Annotated in this window: 17 protein-coding genes, 1 pseudogene and 1 riboswitch; all 18 genes and pseudogenes read right to left on the reverse strand. The window is 54.8% G+C overall.

Translation table 11 applies throughout. From position 1 onward, the window contains the following. Positions 1 to 1,378 (reverse strand): polysaccharide biosynthesis protein (locus KQX66_RS35435; RefSeq protein WP_253957656.1); only part of this gene is annotated, 1,378 nt, incomplete at its 3' end. Positions 1,379 to 1,559: 181 nt separating this feature from the next. Continuing rightward, positions 1,560 to 2,102: a stage V sporulation protein T gene (gene spoVT / locus KQX66_RS35440; protein WP_216798246.1), complete on the reverse strand. Its 543-nt coding sequence runs from the start codon at positions 2,100 to 2,102 to the stop codon at positions 1,560 to 1,562. A 234-nt stretch (positions 2,103 to 2,336) separates the two neighbouring features. Continuing rightward, positions 2,337 to 3,443: a peptidylprolyl isomerase gene (locus KQX66_RS35445; RefSeq protein WP_216798247.1), complete on the reverse strand. Its 1,107-nt coding sequence runs from the start codon at positions 3,441 to 3,443 to the stop codon at positions 2,337 to 2,339. Further along, positions 3,430 to 6,954, reverse strand: a complete 3,525-nt coding sequence (gene mfd, locus KQX66_RS35450) for a transcription-repair coupling factor (protein ID WP_216798248.1) — start codon at positions 6,952 to 6,954, stop codon at positions 3,430 to 3,432. The genes KQX66_RS35445 and mfd overlap by 14 nt, the downstream gene beginning before the upstream one ends. Positions 6,955 to 7,145: 191 nt before the next feature. After that, entirely contained in the window at positions 7,146 to 7,376 is a 231-nt protein-coding gene (gene fin / locus KQX66_RS35455; RefSeq protein ID WP_010501715.1) for an anti-sigma-F factor Fin, read from the reverse strand. A gap of 113 nt (positions 7,377 to 7,489) precedes the next feature. Beyond that, a complete protein-coding gene (pth, locus tag KQX66_RS35460; RefSeq protein ID WP_216798249.1) occupies positions 7,490 to 8,050 on the reverse strand; it encodes an aminoacyl-tRNA hydrolase in 561 nt (186 codons plus the stop codon). Between the two features lie 160 nt (positions 8,051 to 8,210). Further along, the gene (locus KQX66_RS35465; RefSeq protein ID WP_054973608.1) at positions 8,211 to 8,828 is read right to left on the reverse strand and encodes a 50S ribosomal protein L25; all 618 of its coding nucleotides are present in this window, start codon (positions 8,826 to 8,828) and stop codon (positions 8,211 to 8,213) included. A gap of 123 nt (positions 8,829 to 8,951) precedes the next feature. Continuing rightward, on the reverse strand, positions 8,952 to 10,334 hold the full coding sequence (gene glmU / locus KQX66_RS35470) for a bifunctional UDP-N-acetylglucosamine diphosphorylase/glucosamine-1-phosphate N-acetyltransferase GlmU (RefSeq protein ID WP_216798266.1): 1,383 nt from the start codon (positions 10,332 to 10,334) through the stop codon (positions 8,952 to 8,954). 145 nt (positions 10,335 to 10,479) lie between these two features. Next, positions 10,480 to 10,764, reverse strand: coding sequence for a septation regulator SpoVG (spoVG, locus tag KQX66_RS35475; RefSeq protein ID WP_010501706.1), 285 nt, complete (start codon positions 10,762 to 10,764; stop codon positions 10,480 to 10,482). A gap of 122 nt (positions 10,765 to 10,886) precedes the next feature. Then, positions 10,887 to 11,273, reverse strand: a complete 387-nt coding sequence (locus KQX66_RS35480; RefSeq protein WP_216798250.1) for a RidA family protein — start codon at positions 11,271 to 11,273, stop codon at positions 10,887 to 10,889. A gap of 9 nt (positions 11,274 to 11,282) precedes the next feature. Further along, positions 11,283 to 12,128 (reverse strand): pur operon repressor, encoded by an 846-nt coding sequence (purR, locus tag KQX66_RS35485; protein WP_025846823.1) that lies wholly within the window; start codon positions 12,126 to 12,128, stop codon positions 11,283 to 11,285. 134 nt (positions 12,129 to 12,262) lie between these two features. Continuing rightward, positions 12,263 to 13,117 carry a 4-(cytidine 5'-diphospho)-2-C-methyl-D-erythritol kinase gene (ispE, locus tag KQX66_RS35490; protein ID WP_216798251.1) on the reverse strand — a complete coding sequence of 285 codons (855 nt, stop codon included), beginning with the start codon at positions 13,115 to 13,117 and terminating at the stop codon, positions 12,263 to 12,265. Between the two features lie 331 nt (positions 13,118 to 13,448). Continuing rightward, a pseudogene (locus KQX66_RS35495) lies at positions 13,449 to 13,622 on the reverse strand (small, acid-soluble spore protein, alpha/beta type); the annotation flags it as partial. A 158-nt stretch (positions 13,623 to 13,780) separates the two neighbouring features. Then, on the reverse strand, positions 13,781 to 14,053 hold the full coding sequence (gene veg / locus KQX66_RS35500) for a biofilm formation stimulator Veg (protein WP_090674585.1): 273 nt from the start codon (positions 14,051 to 14,053) through the stop codon (positions 13,781 to 13,783). A 207-nt stretch (positions 14,054 to 14,260) separates the two neighbouring features. Next, positions 14,261 to 15,145 (reverse strand): sporulation peptidase YabG, encoded by an 885-nt coding sequence (gene yabG, locus KQX66_RS35505; RefSeq protein WP_216798252.1) that lies wholly within the window; start codon positions 15,143 to 15,145, stop codon positions 14,261 to 14,263. An 81-nt stretch (positions 15,146 to 15,226) separates the two neighbouring features. After that, positions 15,227 to 16,147, reverse strand: a complete 921-nt coding sequence (gene rsmA / locus KQX66_RS35510; protein ID WP_216798253.1) for a 16S rRNA (adenine(1518)-N(6)/adenine(1519)-N(6))-dimethyltransferase RsmA — start codon at positions 16,145 to 16,147, stop codon at positions 15,227 to 15,229. Next, positions 16,144 to 16,698: a ribonuclease M5 gene (gene rnmV / locus KQX66_RS35515; RefSeq protein ID WP_216798254.1), complete on the reverse strand. Its 555-nt coding sequence runs from the start codon at positions 16,696 to 16,698 to the stop codon at positions 16,144 to 16,146. Before rnmV ends, rsmA begins: the two co-directional genes overlap by 4 nt. Before the next feature lie 110 nt (positions 16,699 to 16,808). Further along, entirely contained in the window at positions 16,809 to 17,900 is a 1,092-nt protein-coding gene (locus tag KQX66_RS35520; protein WP_216798255.1) for a resuscitation-promoting factor, read from the reverse strand. Positions 17,901 to 18,227: 327 nt separating this feature from the next. Continuing rightward, positions 18,228 to 18,417: riboswitch (cyclic di-AMP (ydaO/yuaA leader) on the reverse strand. Positions 18,418 to 18,429: the final 12 nt, after the last annotated feature.

Here is an 18,429-nt window from a genome sequence, read left to right on the forward strand (position 1 = left end):
GCGCGTGCGCGAGCGCGAGGCCGCCGGCGAGCGCGTAGGCGGCGAGCGACGCCCAGGCGGCGCCTTCGATGCCGTAGCGCGGCACGAGCGCCACGCTGGCGGCGACTTTCACCGCGGCGGCGAGCAGCAGGTACAGCACCGGCGCGCGCACGGCGCCGAGGCCCTGCAGCACGCTTCCCGCGACGATGTTCACCGCCGAGAACAGGGCGGTGAACGCCAAGACCGCCATCGCCGCCGTGCCTTCGGCGCTCTTGAAGAACATCACGTTCAGCGGCTCCGCCAGCAGAGCGAGCCCGAACGAAGCGGCAAGCCCGATCAGCCAGGTCAGCCGCAGGGACAAGCCCGCGCGTGCGCGCACCGCCTCCGCATCGCCGCGCCGGAGCGCTTCGGCGATCGCCGGAACGAGCGCCGCGGACATCGAAGAGGCGATCATCGCGACCAGTTGCACGAGCGGCAGCCCGTGGTTGTACAGCCCGAACTGATACAACGCTTCGCTCTCGTCGAAGCCGGCCGAACGAAGCAGCCGGGGCATCGTAAACGAATCGACGAGCGTTAAGATCGGCATCGCTACGGAGCCGAGACAGAGCGGCAGCGCATAGGCGGCCAGCCGTTTCGCCAGCGCCCAGTCGCGCCGCCAGCCGCCGCCGTCCCCCTCACCCGGGACTTGCTCGCGTCTCGGCTCCTTACGCCAGTACCACAGCATGACCGCGAGTCCCGCCAGCGCGCCCGTCACCGAGCCGAACGTCGCGCCTGCGGCGATTCGTTCCGGCCCCAAGCCAAGCCGCATCAGAGCCAGCAGCAGAACGACCATCGTCGCCACCCGCACCGTCTGCTCCACCACCTGAGACCAAGCGGTCGGCCGCATATCCTGGTAGCCTTGATAGTAACCGCGCAGTGCAGACATTAGAGGCACGACGAGCAGGGCATACGACACGCTTCGTATCGCCGGAGCCGTTTGCGGCGCAGCCATCCATCGCGCAAGCGTCTCCGCCCCGAAATACAGCAGCGAAAAAAAGATGATTCCGGTGACCATCAGCGATAAGGAAGCCACCCGGAGCACGCGCCGGGCCTCATGATACTGCCGTTCGGCTGCATACTCCGACACAAACTTCGATACGACCAGAGGAAATCCGGCCGTAGCCAAAACCAAAATCAATATGTACAACGGATACACGGCATTGTATATACCAAAGACCGCATCGCCCGCCAGATTTTGCAGCGGAATTTTTTGCAGCGTGCCGATCAGCTTCGAAATGACGGCCGCCAGACCGAGCAGGGCCGCCCCTTGCAGCAGCGCCGAGCCTTTTCCGCCGTCCCGGTCTTTGCTGTTCGTCACCTCAGGCCCGCCTGCCTCCATCCGCTCCGATCGCTCTTTCATCACGCTTCCCCTTCGTTCCCGCGACCGGTCCCTCATCCGTCCGGCGAGAGACCCATTCGGACAGATTTTGCAGCCCCATTATACCGCAATTCGCAATCCTTTTCCAAAAACGCAAAAAGCTTCCCGATTCCCTCCAAGGGATTCTTATCAGGAAGCTGCGCATCGCTGTCCATCGGCGGAGCTATTGCTCCATCTGCTTTGCCAGAAAGCCGGCGGCCGTTTCCGCCATCTTCAATTCCATTTGACCCATCTTCACGTTCTCGTCCTTGTTCAGCAAAATCACCGAACCGATCGGATCGCCCCCCGCCACGATCGGTGCAATTACATACGAGCTGTACGTCTCCGTAACGTCCTTACAAATTTCATAAGAGCCGCCGCTGGTTTCCAGTGTCGCTTTGCGGTTTTCCATGCTTTGTTCAACCAGCGAACCGATCTGCTTCTCCAAAAAATCTTTTTTTGAGCCGCCGGCCACGGCAATGATCGTATCGCGGTCGGATATCATCGTGATATGGTTCGTGCTCTCATAGAGCGATTCGGCATATTCCTTGGCAAAATCGCCAAGCTCGCCGATCGGAGAATATTTCTTTAAAATAACTTCCCCGTCCCGGTCCACAAAAATTTCAAGCGGATCCCCTTCCCGAATACGCAGGGTGCGGCGTATCTCCTTCGGGATTACGACCCTGCCAAGATCGTCGATACGACGAACGATTCCAGTTGCTTTCATGTTTCTAGATGCCTCGCTTTCCAAGAAGAATGGGATACAGACTGGATATGACCCTGTATGCAAAATGGAGGGAATTCGACTGACCCTAGTATTCTTCAACTCCCGGCGGCCTATGCATGTCCCGCTCCGGCACGGTTGCAGGCGCTTGGTCGAACGATTAAGCCGTCGCTGTTTACATTATGTCCAAAAAAATGAAAACAAAACAGGGCACCCCATGGGGTACCCTGGTAATTGTTACTTGCCGCCTTCCGTCTTCGGCGCATCCGTTTTTGGAGCGTCCGTTTTCGGAGCATCGTTTTTAGGCGCGTCGGTTTTCGGAGCTTCCGCCGGCTTTTTCTCCTCCGGCTTCGGCAGGTTGTTCGTCTGAATCAGACCCGGCAGTTCTTTCTCCACAAAATCGTACACCTTCATCTCGGCCGCTGCGGAGCGCAGCTCCGGCTTGACATCATCGAGCGTTTTGGTGTTGCGGGATTCCACTTTCATTACATGGTAGCCGAACGACGTTTCCACCGGATCGCTGATCTTCCCGATCGGCAGTTCCGCCGCCGCTTTCTTAAACTCGGGCACCCACTGGGAGATGTCCGCGTTCTCGTACTTGCCGCCATTCTCTTTCGAGCCCGGGTCGTCCGAATATTCTTTCGCCAGCGCGTCAAAGTCGCCGCCCTTGTTCAGCTTGTCCTGAACTTCCTTCGCACGCTTAAGCGCATCTTCCTTGGAGCGAGTTTCCTTGCCTGTCGCAGGATCGTTGATCCCGACCAGAATATGTCTGACCGTTGCCGTCACATAGGCGGTTTTGTCCTGCTCCAATTTGGTGTTATAAGCCGTTTGAATCTCTTGGTCGGACACTTTGCTTTCCTCGGAGACAATCGCCGTGATGCTGCGCTTCACGAACTCCTCCACGTCTTTCTGCTCCAGCTTCGCATCCTTGAGCTGCTTCTCCATGCCGCCTTCCTGAGCGTTCAGGAAGCCCTTGATTTGTTCGAACTGGGTGTTATACTGCTTTTCAGCTTCCGCCTTCGCTTTGTCGTCCGCACGGGAGGACAAAATTTTAAAAGTGACGAGCTGCTTCATCATATCCTGCTGAAAGGCAGGGTCGTCCTTGAATTGCGCATATTGCTTATAAAAGAACGCGTTCACGTTCAAAAAGGTATCGAATTCGCCGCGCGTGACTTGTCCGTCCTTGTATGTCACAAGCACCTCGCTCGGTTTGCCTTTATCGGCAGCAGCCGTTGCCGCTTCGTCCTTTTTCTTGCCGCAACCTGCAGCGACACCCGCGATCAATACGAGCGCACAAAGAGCCATAAGCCCTTTCCGCAACGGTTTCCGTTTATTTTGCCACATTCTGCAGCTCTCCCTTCGATTTCAACACACGCTTGTATTGTACCAGAAACCTTTCCAGCAAAGCGATGGTTTCTTCTGGCTTCAATCCTTTTCCCTTGAGCTCGATGTGGATTTGCGGTCCGCTGATCAGCTTGACCCGATTCTCGAATTCGCCCGACAGCTGGAACAGCTTCTGTCCGTCCAGGTTGCCGTTCTGATCGGGGTGAATTTTCAGCTCGTAATCGAGCCCCTTCTGCGAGATGATCTCAATGCCGTACAAGGCACCGTACACCTTCAGCCGTGCGGCGGTCAACAAATTTTGCACCGCATCCGGCAGATCGCCAAAACGGTCGACCAATTCGTCCTCAAGCTCCATCGCTTCATCCAAAGTTTGAATGGCCGCGACTTTTTTGTAAATCTCGATTTTTTGCACGCTGTCGTAAATGTAGTCGCCGGGAATGTAAGCGTCCAGCTGGATATCGAGCTGCGTCGACCATACTTTCGTCTCCTGCACGGCTTCGCCGCCCAATTCCTTCTTGCGCTTCTGAATTTCCTCGGCCAGCATTTGCGAATACAGATCGAAGCCTACCGACGCGATAAATCCGTGCTGCTCCGCACCGAGCAAGTTGCCCGCACCGCGGATGGACAAGTCTCTCATCGCAATTTTAAACCCGGATCCAAGTTCTGTAAACTCTTTTATCGCCTGCAGCCGCTTCTCCGCCACCTCCGTCAGCACCTTGTCGCGCTGGTACGTAAAGTAGGCGTAAGCGATCCGGTTCGAGCGACCGACCCGGCCGCGAAGCTGATACAGCTGAGACAAGCCCATCTTGTCGGCGTCGTGGACGATCAGCGTATTGACGTTCGGGATATCGACCCCGGTTTCGATGATGCTGGTGCTGACCAGCACGTCGTACTCACCGTCCAGGAAGTCGAGAATGGTCTTCTCCAGCTCCTGCTCGGACATTTGGCCGTGCGCAACCGTCACTCGGGCGTCAGGCACGAGCATCGAGATTTGATCGGCCATTTGGGTAATTCCCTGCACGCGGTTGAACAGGTAATAGACCTGGCCCTCGCGCGCCAGTTCCCGTTCGATCGCTTCCCTAACCAGCGAGGCGCTGTATTCGACGACATACGTTTGCACCGGAAAACGGTTTTCCGGCGGCGTCTCGATGACCGACAAATCCCGTACGCCGAGCATGGACATATGCAGAGTACGGGGAATCGGCGTCGCGGTCAGCGTCAGCACGTCCACGTTCGTCTTCAGCCGCTTCAGCTTTTCCTTGTGCGATACGCCGAAGCGCTGTTCTTCGTCGACAATCAGCAGCCCCAAATCCTTGAACTGCACATCCTTCGACAACAGCCGGTGCGTCCCGATCACCACGTCCACGGTGCCGTTCTTGATGCCTTTCATCGTTTCGGTCTGCTCCTTCTTGGAGCGGAACCGGCTGAGCACTTGAATGTTGAACGGATAGCCCGAGAACCGCTCCCGGAACGTCTCGTAATGCTGCTGCGCCAAGATGGTCGTCGGCACGAGCACCGCTACCTGCTTGCCGTCAATCGCCGCCTTGAACGCCGCGCGGATCGCCACCTCGGTTTTCCCGTATCCGACGTCGCCGCACAGCAAGCGGTCCATCGGTCTGGGCTTCTCCATGTCTTTCTTGATTTCTTCAATGGCCCGAAGCTGATCCGACGTTTCCTCGTACGGGAACATGCCCTCGAATTCCTGCTGGTAGTTCGAATCTTGATTGAAAGCGTAGCCCGGCGTCGCTTGACGATCCGCGTACAGCTTGATCAGATCGTCGGCAATATCCTGTACGGACGCGCGGGCCTTGCTTTTCACCCGATTCCAGTCGGCGCCTCCGAGCTTATAGACCTTCGGTTCCTTGCCTTCTTCCGAGCCGACGTACTTCTGCACATGATCGATCTGATCGATCGGCACCGACAGCTTGTCGCCGCCGGCGTACAGGATGTGTAGATAATCTTTATGAATGCCGCCGACCTCAAGCGTGCCGATGCCGACAAATTTACCGATCCCGTGGTTGACGTGGACGACGTAATCGCCGATTTTGAGCTCTTGGTAATTTTTAATCCGCTCGGCGTTTTCGATCTTTTTGTCCACCTTGCGCGCTTTGCGCTGCTTCTGCGTGAACATCTCGCCTTCGGTAATGACGACCAGATGTATGCCCGGCAGCTCGAAGCCGGTCTGCAGACTGCCGTCGACGATTTGCGGCTCTTCAATGTGATAGTCGGCCAGCACGCGCTTGATGCGGTCGACCCGCTCCGCACCGCTCGCGACCATCATCACCTTCGCGCCGGACTTTTTCCAGCGCTCCATTTCGCTTTTTAGCAGATTCATCTGCCCGTGGAAATTTTGCATCAGGCGGCACATGAAGTTGACGATGTTCTGCGGCGACGTCTGCGGCACCTGACGCAGGAACAGCGACATGTACAAGGTCGGATACGGTCTGCGGTGCAGCAGCGTCTCGTACGGCTTCGACAGCACGAGCTGTGGCAGGCACTTGCCGTCCTGCAGCGACATGGTCATCCATTCGGCCTCGTCCTTCTCCAGCTGTTTAGCCGTCTCCAGCAGCCGGGCCGGTTCGTCCACGATAAGAATGGAATCCTTGGGCATGTAATCGAGCAACGTCTGGCGCTGCGGGAACAGCAAGGAGACGTATTTGAACATCCCTTGAAAATGCTGCCCCTCGCGTAGCAGCTCGATCTCGTGACCGATGCCTTCGAGTAGCCGGTCCTTCGCCCCTCGGTCCGACATTTTGCCGATCTGCTCCTGGAGCAGCTCATACGCATGCTGCGCCGCCGATTGTAACCGTTTACGGTCGGCTACGATTTCACGACAGGCCGTAATGACAAGCTCGGAGCATTTATGAATCGACCGCTGATCGGCCGGGTCGAACGTCCGAATCGAGTCCACCTCAATATCGAACAGCTCAATCCGGTACGGGTTCGGCGAAGTGAGCGGATAAAAATCGATAATGCCCCCGCGAACGCTCAGCTCCCCTTTGTTCTCGACACGCTCTACGCGTTCGTAGCCGAGCTCGACCATCCGGCCGATGAACGACTCCAGGTCAAGCGTATTTCCAACGGCGACGCGAAGCTTGGCTTCCGCAATGGACGCCTGGTCCGGCAGCAGCCGCCGCATCCCGGCATACGGCACGATAACGATCCCGCGAAAGTTATCCGCCAGCTTGGACAGCGCGTCGATCCGCTGCGCCAGCATTTCCGGGCTTGCGATCGCCGCTTCGGCCGCCAGAAGCTCCTGGGCCGGAAACAGCAGAACCTGGCCTTCCGGCACCAACTCGGCCAAATCTTCGAACATCTTTTGCGCAGAAAACATATTGTGAGTCACGACAAATAGAGGCTGCTGCAGCTCCTCGTAAAGCGAAGCCAGCATCACCTGCCGCGAAGAACCGGTCAACCCGGCTATTAACTGTTCTCTCATCCCCGAACGTAGGCCGGACACGACGCTTTGAAAATCGTTGTCCGCGGAGAACGCCTGAATTAAAGCCTGCAAAACAGGACACCCCTCTCAACCGCGTAACACTAAAAAAGCCTAGAAGTCCCGTGAATAAGCAGCAGTGCGGGCATCATCGCTTCTGAAGCAGCGAATCGGAAGGACGATCCGCCCGCGCAGCGGCCTCTTATTCACCGGACTTTAGGCCGATCCTTAACCAAAAAGCCGGATAGCCGAAATGCGAACAACCCCTATTGCAGAGGATTCGCGAGGAGCGAGAGCTCCGGATTGGCATCCAGCGCTTCCTTGCAGTAATCGCAAACCACCTTGACGGTGACATCCCCATTCGGGTTATACGATATTATATCTCTCCGCTCCTCGGGGGTCAAGAAATGGAAACCGAGTTGAAACTCGCTCACTTCCCCCTGCCGGATTTCTCCGATTACGGTCTGACAATGACGACAAACATATTTCAGGGCCATTGGACTTCCTCCTCCCGCTTGCCTTGCCAAGCGCCGTTTTTACTTATTATGGCCGGGATGGGAGGAGATTAGCCTCTAGACTAACGCTTTTTCTTTACCAAAAAGGAAACGGCTCAGCCGTTGAATTTAGCCATTGTCTTCTCGAACGGATGCTCCAATATATGCTCCATGGCATCGACCGTCTTGTCGAGCAGTCCGGGCATCTGTTGAAACTCTTCTTTGCTGAACGGGCTCAGCACGTAATCGGCAATGTCTCTGCCGGGCGCGGGCCGCGAAATGCCCATTCGAATGCGCCGAAACGACTGCGTGCCCAAGTGGGCGATGGCCGACTTGATCCCGTTATGCCCGCCTGCGCTTCCTTGATAGCGCAGCCGGATTTGCCCGTAGGGCGTATCCAAATCGTCGTACACGACGATAAGGTCCTCGATGGCGGCTTTGTAAAAATCCATGAAGGCGCGCATCGACTCCCCCGACAAGTTCATGTACGTCTGCGGCTTCAGCAGATACACCTTCTGTCCCGCAACGTGACCTTCTCCCAGCAGTCCCTTGCATTTGCTTTGCGTAATTTTGATGCCGTGCTTGTCGGCAAAACGGTCCAGCGCCATAAAACCGATATTATGCCGCGTCGCTTCGTACTGCCGTCCCGGATTGCCGAGACCCACAAACCATTTCAACCTGACCTGCCCCTTTCAACTCCATGGGGTGAAACGATACCCTAAACTTATCATAACCGAAAAAAACGTCCCGCGCCAATTTCGCGATAAGCAGCAGGTACTAGCGGCTGCGGACATAAAGAAAAAGCGCATCGATCCAAGCCGACACGCTCTCTCCAATTTATGCTTCAGCCTTCTCCGCCGTCTCGGCGGCATTCCCCTCGGGGGCTTCCGCTTCCGGCTCGGCTTCTTTCTGCGGCGTCAGGATCGTGGCGACCACGTCGTGCGCGTCCGTCTTCACCTCGACGCCCTCCGGCAGCTTGAGCTCGGATACGAGCATGCTTTGTCCGATTTCAAGCCCGCTGACATCGACTTCGATAGAAGCCGGGATCTGCTGCGGCAGACAGCGGATCTCGATTTCGTGGTGCTGAATCTGCAGAATCCCGCCGACCTTAACCCCTTCAGGGTCTCCGATATATTCCAGTCGAACCGTCGTCTGGACCGGCTCGTCCATATTGATCTGATGAAAATCGACATGCAGCAGTTGGCGGCTCAGCGCATCCCGCTGCACTTCGTTGATCATGACCGGCTGCTTGCCAAATTGCGGAACGTCCAAGTCGATAACCGCATGCGGATTCGTCTTCAGCAGCGCAAGCAGTTCCTTCTGGTCGATGGCGATCGGCGTCTGCGTCACTTTTTTTCCGTAGACGACGCCGGGGACTTTTCCCTCGGCCCGCAGCCGGTTGCGGTCGCTTTTCGTCCGGCCTGTCCGAGCTTCCGCTTTGAGCGATGTAGCCATAAGAAAACCTCCTTCAATTTGGGTGAAGCCCTAGCTTCTTACTACTTTACCCAATTGAAGGAGGTTCGAAACATCGCTGTATAGGATTAGCGGCAAGTTCCTTGCGATAAGTTCGCTCCGCTCTTACTTCTTCGCCTTCTTCGCCGCAAATTTGGTGCGAAGCTTGTCGGCGTAGCCCTGCTTGTTCACCTGACGTTCCCGGGCAATCGCCACGTCGCCGTCTCCGACTTCGTGCGTAATGGTAGAACCGGCCACGACATAGGCTCCTTTGCCGATTTTGACCGGAGCGATGAGGTTGACGTTGCTGCCGATAAACGCATCTTCCTCCACTTCGGTCAGCTGCTTGTTGAAGCCGTCATAGTTAACGGTAATCGCTCCGCAGCCGAAGTTGACGTTCCGGCCGATGACCGCATCGCCGACGTAGCTTAAATGCGACACCTTCACGTCGTCCGCAAGCTTGGCATTTTTGATTTCGACGAAATCGCCGATTTTTACGTTTTGGCCAAGGTCCGCTCCCGGCCGCAAATAAGCATATGGTCCTACGGACGATCCATCGCCGACGACCGCTTCCTGCAGCACAGAGTGCTTGATGGTGACGCCACTGCCGATCGAACTATCCGTGATATCCGCTTGCGGTCCGATGACACAGTCTTCGCCGATCATCGTTTTCCCCCGGAGCATTGTTCCCGGCAGCACTATCGTATCCGCTCCGATCTGCACGTCCGCTTCAATATAGGTGCTTGCCGGATCGATCATCGTAACGCCCGCAAGCATATGGCGGCGGTTAATCCGCTCGCGCATCGTTTGCTCCGCCACAGACAATTGCAGACGGTCGTTCACGCCGAACGACTCTGCCTCGTCTTCCAGCACGTAGCCTTCGACAATCTGCCCCTGACCGACGAGGATGCCGATCACGTCCGTAATGTAGTATTCGTTCTGCGCATTGTCGTTTTTCACAAGCGCCAGCGCTTCGAACAGCTTCCGGTTGTCGAAGCAGTAGGTGCCGACGTTCGTTTCCTTGACCAGGCGCTGCGCTTCGTTGCAGTCCTTCTGCTCCACGATCTGCGTCACGTACCCGCGCTCGTCCCGGATGATCCGCCCGTAGCCGGTGGGATCGTCCACAACCGCCGTCAGCAGCGTAGCCGCCGCGCCCTTCTCCTGGTGCAGCTTGATCATGCCTTCAAGGGTGCTGTCCGAAATCAGCGGCGTATCTCCGTAGATGACAATCGTCAAGCCGTCCTCCGCGGCCAGCAGATCTTTGGCCTGAAGCACGGCATGGCCTGTCCCGAGCTGCTGCTCCTGCAGCGCATACTCGACCCGGTCGCCCAAATACGCTTGAACGGCTTCCGCTCCGTGACCGACGACGACGACTGTACGAGAAGCATGTATATTTTCCAATGCGGTGACCACATGATCGACCATCGGTTTACCGCATACCTGGTGCAGCACTTTATATAATTTCGATTTCATTCGTTTCCCCTGACCTGCAGCCAGTACGATCCCCATGATGTTCAAGTTTCGTCCATCCCCTTTGATCCAATGTATTGTTTTCTTTTTATGATACGGTTTCTATCCGTGAAACGCCAGTCCCAATATATCCTGCCCGGTTATAAAAGAAAAGAGAGCCTTTTGGCCCTCTTCATAAATCGTATTAAGCTCCTTCTTCGATGACTTCCTCTTCCGTTGCGGCACGCTCATATTCCGCTAACACGGCCGCTTGAATTTTCTCGCGGGTTGAAGAGGAAATCGGGTGAGCGATATCTCTGAATTCTCCGTCCGGGGTCCGCTTGCTAGGCATGGCCACGAACATGCCGTTGTTACCGTCAATCACACGAATGTCATGGACTACAAATTCGTTATCGATGGTAATGGAAGCAATGGCTTTCATTCTGCCCTCGGAGTTCACCCTGCGAAGTCTGACGTCTGTAATTTGCACTTCTGATTCACCACCTTTTTCCATCTTGGAGACATGAACTATAAATTCCACATTTTAGGGCAAATTCCTGCTAAATCTCTAAAGTTTTTGAGCAATTTTATAAATACTTTATAAATTTGAAATTATTCGACACTTAACGCCGCAATAAGCTCGATTTCGACAAAAACGTCCTTCGGCAGTCGTGCAACTTCGACAGTTGAACGCGCCGGTTTGTGGTCTCCGAAGTAGGTTGCATAGATTTCATTGACCTCAGCGAACTGATTCATGTCTTTGATGAACACCGTGGCCTTGATCACGCTCTCGAATGTTGCCCCCGCTTCCTCCAAAACCGCTTTCAAATTCCGGAAGACTTGGTGCGTCTGCTCGGCAATGCCGCCTTCGACGATTTGGCCTTCGGGATTAAGCGGAATTTGACCGGAGGTAAATAACAGATTGCCGAATTTGATTGCTTGTGAATAAGGACCGATAGCGGCAGGCGCCCGGTCCGTAGAGATACGTTCTAATGTCATATGCTTTTGTCACTCCTCGATTAGATTAGAAACCTCTTCTTGAAAATAGTTGCCCGGCTCGGCCGTAATCTGCCGTGTCTTCGGGTCGACGGCGGACAGCTTGGCAAGCGAGACGTAATCCTCGACCAAATGTTCCTCGACTTCGCCCGACTCGACGAAGACGCCGACGCCTTTGACCGTGGCTTTAAACTCCTGCAGCAGGTCCATCATGCCATGAATCGTTCCGCCCACCCGCATGAAATCGTCGATGATCAGCACCTTGGCTTCTTCCTTGAGCGCCCGTCTGGACAAAGACATCGTCTGGATGCGTTTATTCGAGCCGGATACGTAGTTGATACTGACGGCGGAACCTTCCGTCACTTTATTGTCGCGGCGCACGATGACGACCGGCAGGTTCAAATAAGTAGCGGTGGCGTAGGCCAGCGGGATGCCTTTCGTTTCCACCGTCATGACCACATCGATATCGTTCCCCGAAAAAGCGGATGCGAACATTTTGCCGACTTCATTCAAAATCATCGGCTGCCCCATAATATCGGACATGTACAAATACCCGCCTGGCAGGATGCGTTCGGGCTGCTCCAACTGGCGGCACAACTGGGTGATGAATTGCAATGAATGCGATTTCGATACTTTCGGTATGAACTTGACGCCGCCGGCTGCTCCCGCGAGCGTCTGAAGCTCCCCAAGCCCTTCCTCTTCAAACACTTCTTTAATGATAGCCAAATCTTCGCTGATGGACGATTTGGCGGAATTGTATCGGTCTGCGAATGTCGTCAAAGGAATCAGCGTATGGGGGCGGATCAGCAAGTATTGGGTCATCTCGACCAATCTTGCGCTTCTTTTTAATTTCTTCATGAGCGTTCCCCCTACACGTCGGATAAATAGCTACAAATCCGAATAATATATTGTGAATATACCATTTTTATACGTATTTATTCAAGCTGTCCATGCAAAAGATGATGACACAAACGTGACATTCATTGGCTCCTTTACGTAAGCAGACGGACAGCGAACACATCCTTGCAAAATCCCCGCAGCCCGTTGTAAATGCGCGGAATTTTCGTTTCCTTGGACACGAGGCCGAACACCGTCGGACCACTGCCTGACATCAGCACGCCTTCGGCACCCAGCTTGATCATAACTTCCTTCAGCTGGCGCACTTCGGGATACAGATCCAACGTCACTTCCTCCAGCACGTTGCCAAGCTCGCTGCACAGCAGATCGAACCGCTTCTCGCGAATCGCCCGAAGGACGCCTTCCGTCGACGGATGCTTCCGGATTCCGGCAGCGTTCAGCTTGCCGTATATTTCCGAGGTGGACACATTGATCGGAGGCTTGGCCAAAATGACCCAGCACTGAGGCGGCGATTCGATCGGCTCCAGCTTCTCTCCCCGGCCGCGCGCAATGGCCGTCCCTCCCGTCACGCAAAAGGGCACGTCCGAGCCCAGCTCAGCCCCAAGCTTCTGCAGCTCGTCCGATCCGATCCCGAGCCTCCACAGCCGGTTCAAGCCGCGCAGCGTCGCTGCGGCATCGCTGCTTCCTCCGGCCAGGCCCGCGGCCACGGGAATCTTTTTGTCCAAATGAATATATACGCCCTGCTTCACGTCGTACCGGTCTTTAATGAGCCGGGCGGCCTGAAAGGCAAGGTTCTTCTCGTCGAGCGGGATATACCCGGCCTGGCTGGAGATAATGATCGTATCGCGGGGCAGCTCCTGCATCTCGATACGGTCCGCCAAATCGACCATGGTCATTACCATTTCGACTTCATGGTAACCGTCTTCACGCTTATGTAAAACATCCAGCGACAAATTGATTTTTGCCGGCGCTTTCTCAAACACTTTCATGTCGACACCTTCTTTGCACCTGTCTGTCATCCCGTTAATCGAAGGCATGATGCCGTTCATCCTAATACTATACCAAAAACGCTACAAAAAAAAGCTAAAGCTCCATAACGGGCGCTCTAGCTTGAGGATTCTCCGGAAATGAAGGTCCGGGTTACGGCGCGAAGGAAGTGTAGCCCGTTTGAACCGGATTTGGGGCAATTGCATAAGCAGGCGGCAACCCATAAGACGGTTGTCCGGCGTAAGGCGTTTGTCCGTAAGGCGCATAGGCTTGAGAACCAACCGGCGCCGGCTGGAAGCTGACCGGTTCGCGTACCGGCGCAGCCGCCGATTGCTGGTTCGCTAAGGCCTGCTCGGCGATTTGGATCGCTCGCTTGACCATATTGCCCGCATCCTTCGTACGAATGCCGCCCCAGCCTTCCCGCTGAACCGTATCGTAGAATCCCAAATCTTTAGCCAGCTCATATTTGAATGATTCCGACATGATCCCCCGACTTCTGCGTCCCATATCGCGTTCCCCCTCATTTTTAGGATGATATCCGTACGGTCTATTATGCACCTGACGCAGCAGAATCATACGGTCCGCAGTCTTTTCCAGGGAGAATGGGGAATCTTGGCTTCCATTAAAAAAACGGCTGACCGTAAGAGCGGCCAACCGTTATGTACTTATTGATGTATCGTAATCCTTACTTCACCGTCATCGCCATGCACAGTAACTTCGACGGATTCTGTCAGGATGTCTGCATAGCTGTAAGAAACGCGCTTGAACGCATGCTGTTCCTGATCCAGCTTGACAATAAAAACGGAAGGGTAGGTTTCCTCCAATACACCGGATCGTTCGATTGTCTTACGGCGACCACCATTCGCTTTTAACATAATCTTCTGTCCGACATGAGGTTCCAAACTACGTTTGATCTCCAACAGCGAATTTTTTGCCATTGACCACTACCACCTCTTTCCTTAACGATTATAACGCAACGACAGTAGTATGTCAATTTAAGCCGAATATTATATCAGCCATACAAACCGGTTGTCAACGGAATTTTTCCTTAATGTGATGCGGTATTCCAAAAAATCGAGGGTACTCCGTTCACAATATTGTAAAAAGTTGGTGCGCGAGGCAAAATAAAAAGCACCTTTCGGCGCTTATTTATGAATCGCATATTCAATTCGGGGAACGCCCCGGCGATAGCTCCCGCGGGACTCGATACCGCCCAGCCCTTCCAATCCGCTATGGGTCAGCCCGATGACATCAACGATATTCACCGTATCCTTAATGGGGGTAAAAGCTACCTTGGCCGCAATGCACAAGGGATCGAGCGCGTGAATCAACACGCGGGCCGGCGAACTGGCATAATTGGCTCCGGCCTGCATCAGCGCCTCAAAATGCGACTGGCACGCCCCTGCGACGATCGTCAGGGTATCGCGGTTTTTTTCGAACTGACGGGCCACGCGAACGGCATTGACGAAATTATGCGAGTTTTTGTAGCTGGTGAGCTGGGTAATATCTCCATAGGTTCGTCCGCGCTGCTTCAGAAGGCCGTCGTGACCCGTAATCACGACAATATCCGGCTGCAGCTGGGGAAGCAGGCGGTACAGCGCATCGGCCATATTCGCCTCCGCCACATAGTAGCCGTCCGCCGGAACGCGGAGCTCATTATAAAGAACCATGCATTTGCGCAAATAGTTCGGGTCGCCGTCCAAATGCAGTACTTTGCCAGGCAGTTCAAAATAAGCCGGGCGGGGCTTGGGAGGGTCCGCAGGCTCCGCGCTTTGCCATCCGTCCGATTGCTCCTGCGGAGCTGCTCCGGCTCCCGATCGTCTCATTGCTTCCAGCCATTTGGGACGCATCGCCCCCATCTTTTCAAGGGGATCGATCTGCGGGGCCATCTGCAAATCCCGGAATGGGGCATCCGCCAGCAGGCGAAGTTCCACCCCGCGTAATATGGCCTGCTGCTGCCGGAATTCATGAATTTTGAATATAACGTCACCGCCATACGACTTCCGAGTGACCAGGTCTCCCTGCTTCATGGCTGCATCGCCTCCTCGACTATCGTATGGCGGATATGGGCAAATGGTGCACGGACAACCGCCCGCTACCGTCCGGGCCGGCTATCCATTCCCCTTCAACGCGGCGGCCAGATGTCGGCTCAGCACGCTATATTCCTCAATCGACAGCGTTTCCCCGCGGCGCGACGGCTCGATGCCGGCATTTCGGAGAATTCCCTCCAGCTGTCCTTTCGTCTCTTTCGTAAAATACCTAGAAGCCAGGTTGTTATAAATCGTCTTGCGGCGCTGCACGAAGCTGGCTTGAACGACATCGAAGAAAAAGCTTTCGTCCTCCACTTCCACCGGCGGCCGCTCGCGTACCTTCAGCTTAATTACGGCGGAGTCGACGTTCGGCTGCGGGATAAACACGGTATGAGGCACAATGGTGACGACTTCCGGCTCGCAATAATACTGTACGGCGATGCTCAAGCTCCCGTAATCTTTGCCTCCGGGCTTCGCCGCCATCCGGTCGGCTACCTCCTTCTGGATCATCACGACGATATGCTCCAGCGGAAGCTTTTCTTCCAGCAGCTTCATTACGATGGGAGTCGTCACGTAGTACGGCAGGTTTGCCACGACGCTGACCTTCGAGACGTCGCGAAAATGAGTCTCGAACAGCTCGCGAAGATCGGTCTTCAGTACATCCCCGTGGACAACGGAAACGTGGGGATAGGGCTCAAGCGTTTCTTCCAGCATCGGCAGAAGCCGCTGGTCGATTTCGACCGCTACGACCCGTCCGGCCGTCTTGGCCAGCTGTTGGGTGAGCGCGCCGATTCCCGGTCCGATTTCCAAGGCCCCTTTGCCTGAATCAAGCTCGGCGGCGGAGACGATTTTGGTTAGAATGTTTTGATCGATCAAAAAGTTTTGCCCCAGGCTTTTTTTGAGCGTGAAGCCGTACTTCTGCATTAGCTCCTTGGTCCGCTTCGGCGAAGCGATATCCTCGGCAGCTTGTCCGGACCGTTGTCCGCGATGTTCCGTCGTCATGAGCTTGCACCCTCTTCTTTATCCAAATGCCGCCGGGCCGCCTCGAACTCTTCGCGCGAAATTTGAAACATCCGGCAGCGGTTATAAAACTGTTTGCCGTTGCAGTACCCGATCCCAAGCCGCTTCCCCATTTCGAGCCGTCTGGTAGCCGCTTCCGGATGGACGATGAGTCCCGCTTCGATCAGGTCTTCCCAAGCGATGGCGGATTCGCCCCTCTTCCCATCCGTCCTTACGTTCGCCAGCGCCTCGCGAATCGCTTCGACGGAGGCGTTCTCGACGCCGATATCTCCGCGGCTCGTTGCGGCTTCTTGCGTCAGGAAGGCATGCTTGCAGCCCGGTACTTCCTTGGCGATGATTTTACGGATCCGCTCGCCTGCATGGTCCGGGTCCGTGAATACGATGACGCCGCGCCGCTCCTGGGCAAGCCGAATCCGCTTCAATACGTCTTTGTTAATCGCGGAGCCGCCCGTCTCGATCGTTTCCGCTTCCACCGCCCGTTTAATGGCGACGGTATCGTCTTTTCCTTCCACAACGATGATTTCCTTAATCATGTTCTCTTTGCCGTACCTTCTTTCGTAAACAAGAGAAAAAGAAGAGGGACATCGCCGTACCTCTTCTTTTTCCGTTCTATATATGATGAGTCTGCCCTAATTGCGCATCCTTAATCGACCGACGGTTTTTTCGGCCCGATGACATACACCGTGTAGCCCTTCTTCGAACCGAAGCGGTTGGCGTAGTCGCTGCTGTCGAAATACACGTCGATCACATTCCCTTTCACCGCGCTGCCGGTGTCTTCCGCACGGCGGAAGCCGATTCCTTCGATATATACCCACCAGCCCATCGGGATCACTTTGGGGTCTACGGCAATTGTGCGACCTTCCATTACTTTCGTGCCTGAAGAAGTTACCCCGTACTGCGGGTGCTCGCTGCTCTTTCCTGTCGAGTCGGCATCGGCCGAGTACGCTGTAAGCTTCACATTGTTAATCACTTGCTTGTATGCGAACTTAACCCCGTTTTTGGTCAATTCGTCCACGTTCGGCGAAGAAGCGGATAAAATAGTGACCGGATTTTTCGTTCCGACGGCTACGATTTTCTTAACGCTTTGCGCTTGCACCTGTTGATCGACGACATTCTCGGCGACGAGTGCCCCGTCCTCAAACAGCTTTTCCTTTTTCTTGAGCAAAACTCCCTCTTGCCCTTCTTGAACAACCTGTTCCTTGCCTTTGAGCAGCTGCGGCTCGTTCTTCTTCACCGTCTCGAACGGGATTGGTTCTTTTACTTCTTCCGTTTCTTTCTTCACGCGAACCACTTTGATCGGCGCGTTGTCCGCGACTTCCGTCGTCAAAGCGGGGGTAACCTTATCGAGCTCGCCGAGCGTGATTTTCAGATCCGCCAATGCGGTCTCCACCGTTTTCCCTGTCGTATAAACGGTCTTCGTCTCTCCATCTGCTGTCAACTGCACCGGCTTTGCCTTGTCGATCGTAATGCGATCTCCAGACTTTACCGAAGCATGAAGGGAATGCGACACCCGGTCGTATTCTCCTACAGCGATGCCTTGCTCATCCAGTATGCGCTGTAGAACCCCTTGCCGGGTCTGGAACGTACGTTCTTGTCCGTCTACAACGACTGATACGCGCTTGGTGGCCGTACCGTGATACATCAGTAAGAACATGAAAGTCATAGCGAATGAAATGAGGGCAATAATCGATATCATACGCAAGTTTTCATGCTTCCATCGCAATGCGAAGGACATGCTGGATGATCGTCTTACATGGGGTTGCTCATGGTTCACAGCGCCCACTTGTTCGGTCCTCCTTAAAGCCCCGCCATCCGAGTGTTATGCATGATTTAATCTGACGCGACTATGGTAAAATGGTTTGATTGCCATTCCAACAATTTTATCTGCTGCCATCAGAACTTACTTGCCTGCGGCGGCCACCTCCTTCAATCTGTGTTGGTTAAACCGGCTCCGGTTATTATCCCAAATGAACGGGAGAACACAAAAAAAGTCAGCGGAGAAGAGGAACCTTCCCGTGACTTTTTCATTTTGGCCAAAATGAAATAAAAGCTCACGACAATCGTTACCTCTCTCTGAACGCTTACGAGGTTAGCTGACGGATTCGGACTTGAGAGTCGCCCTACCCCAGTGCATGTTTCCATGCATGATGAGGATTCACCCCTAAAAAAACACCACAACGGTCAAAGCTGCGCCTTAACTGCCGCGATGCGGTTCCCCCGTTTCCCTTTCGGAAACTCAGCGATGTTGGATTTTGGTAATCGTT

Source organism: Paenibacillus oleatilyticus, from assembly GCF_018998565.1.
Taxonomy (GTDB): Bacteria; Bacillota; Bacilli; order Paenibacillales; family NBRC-103111; genus Paenibacillus_G; species Paenibacillus_G oleatilyticus.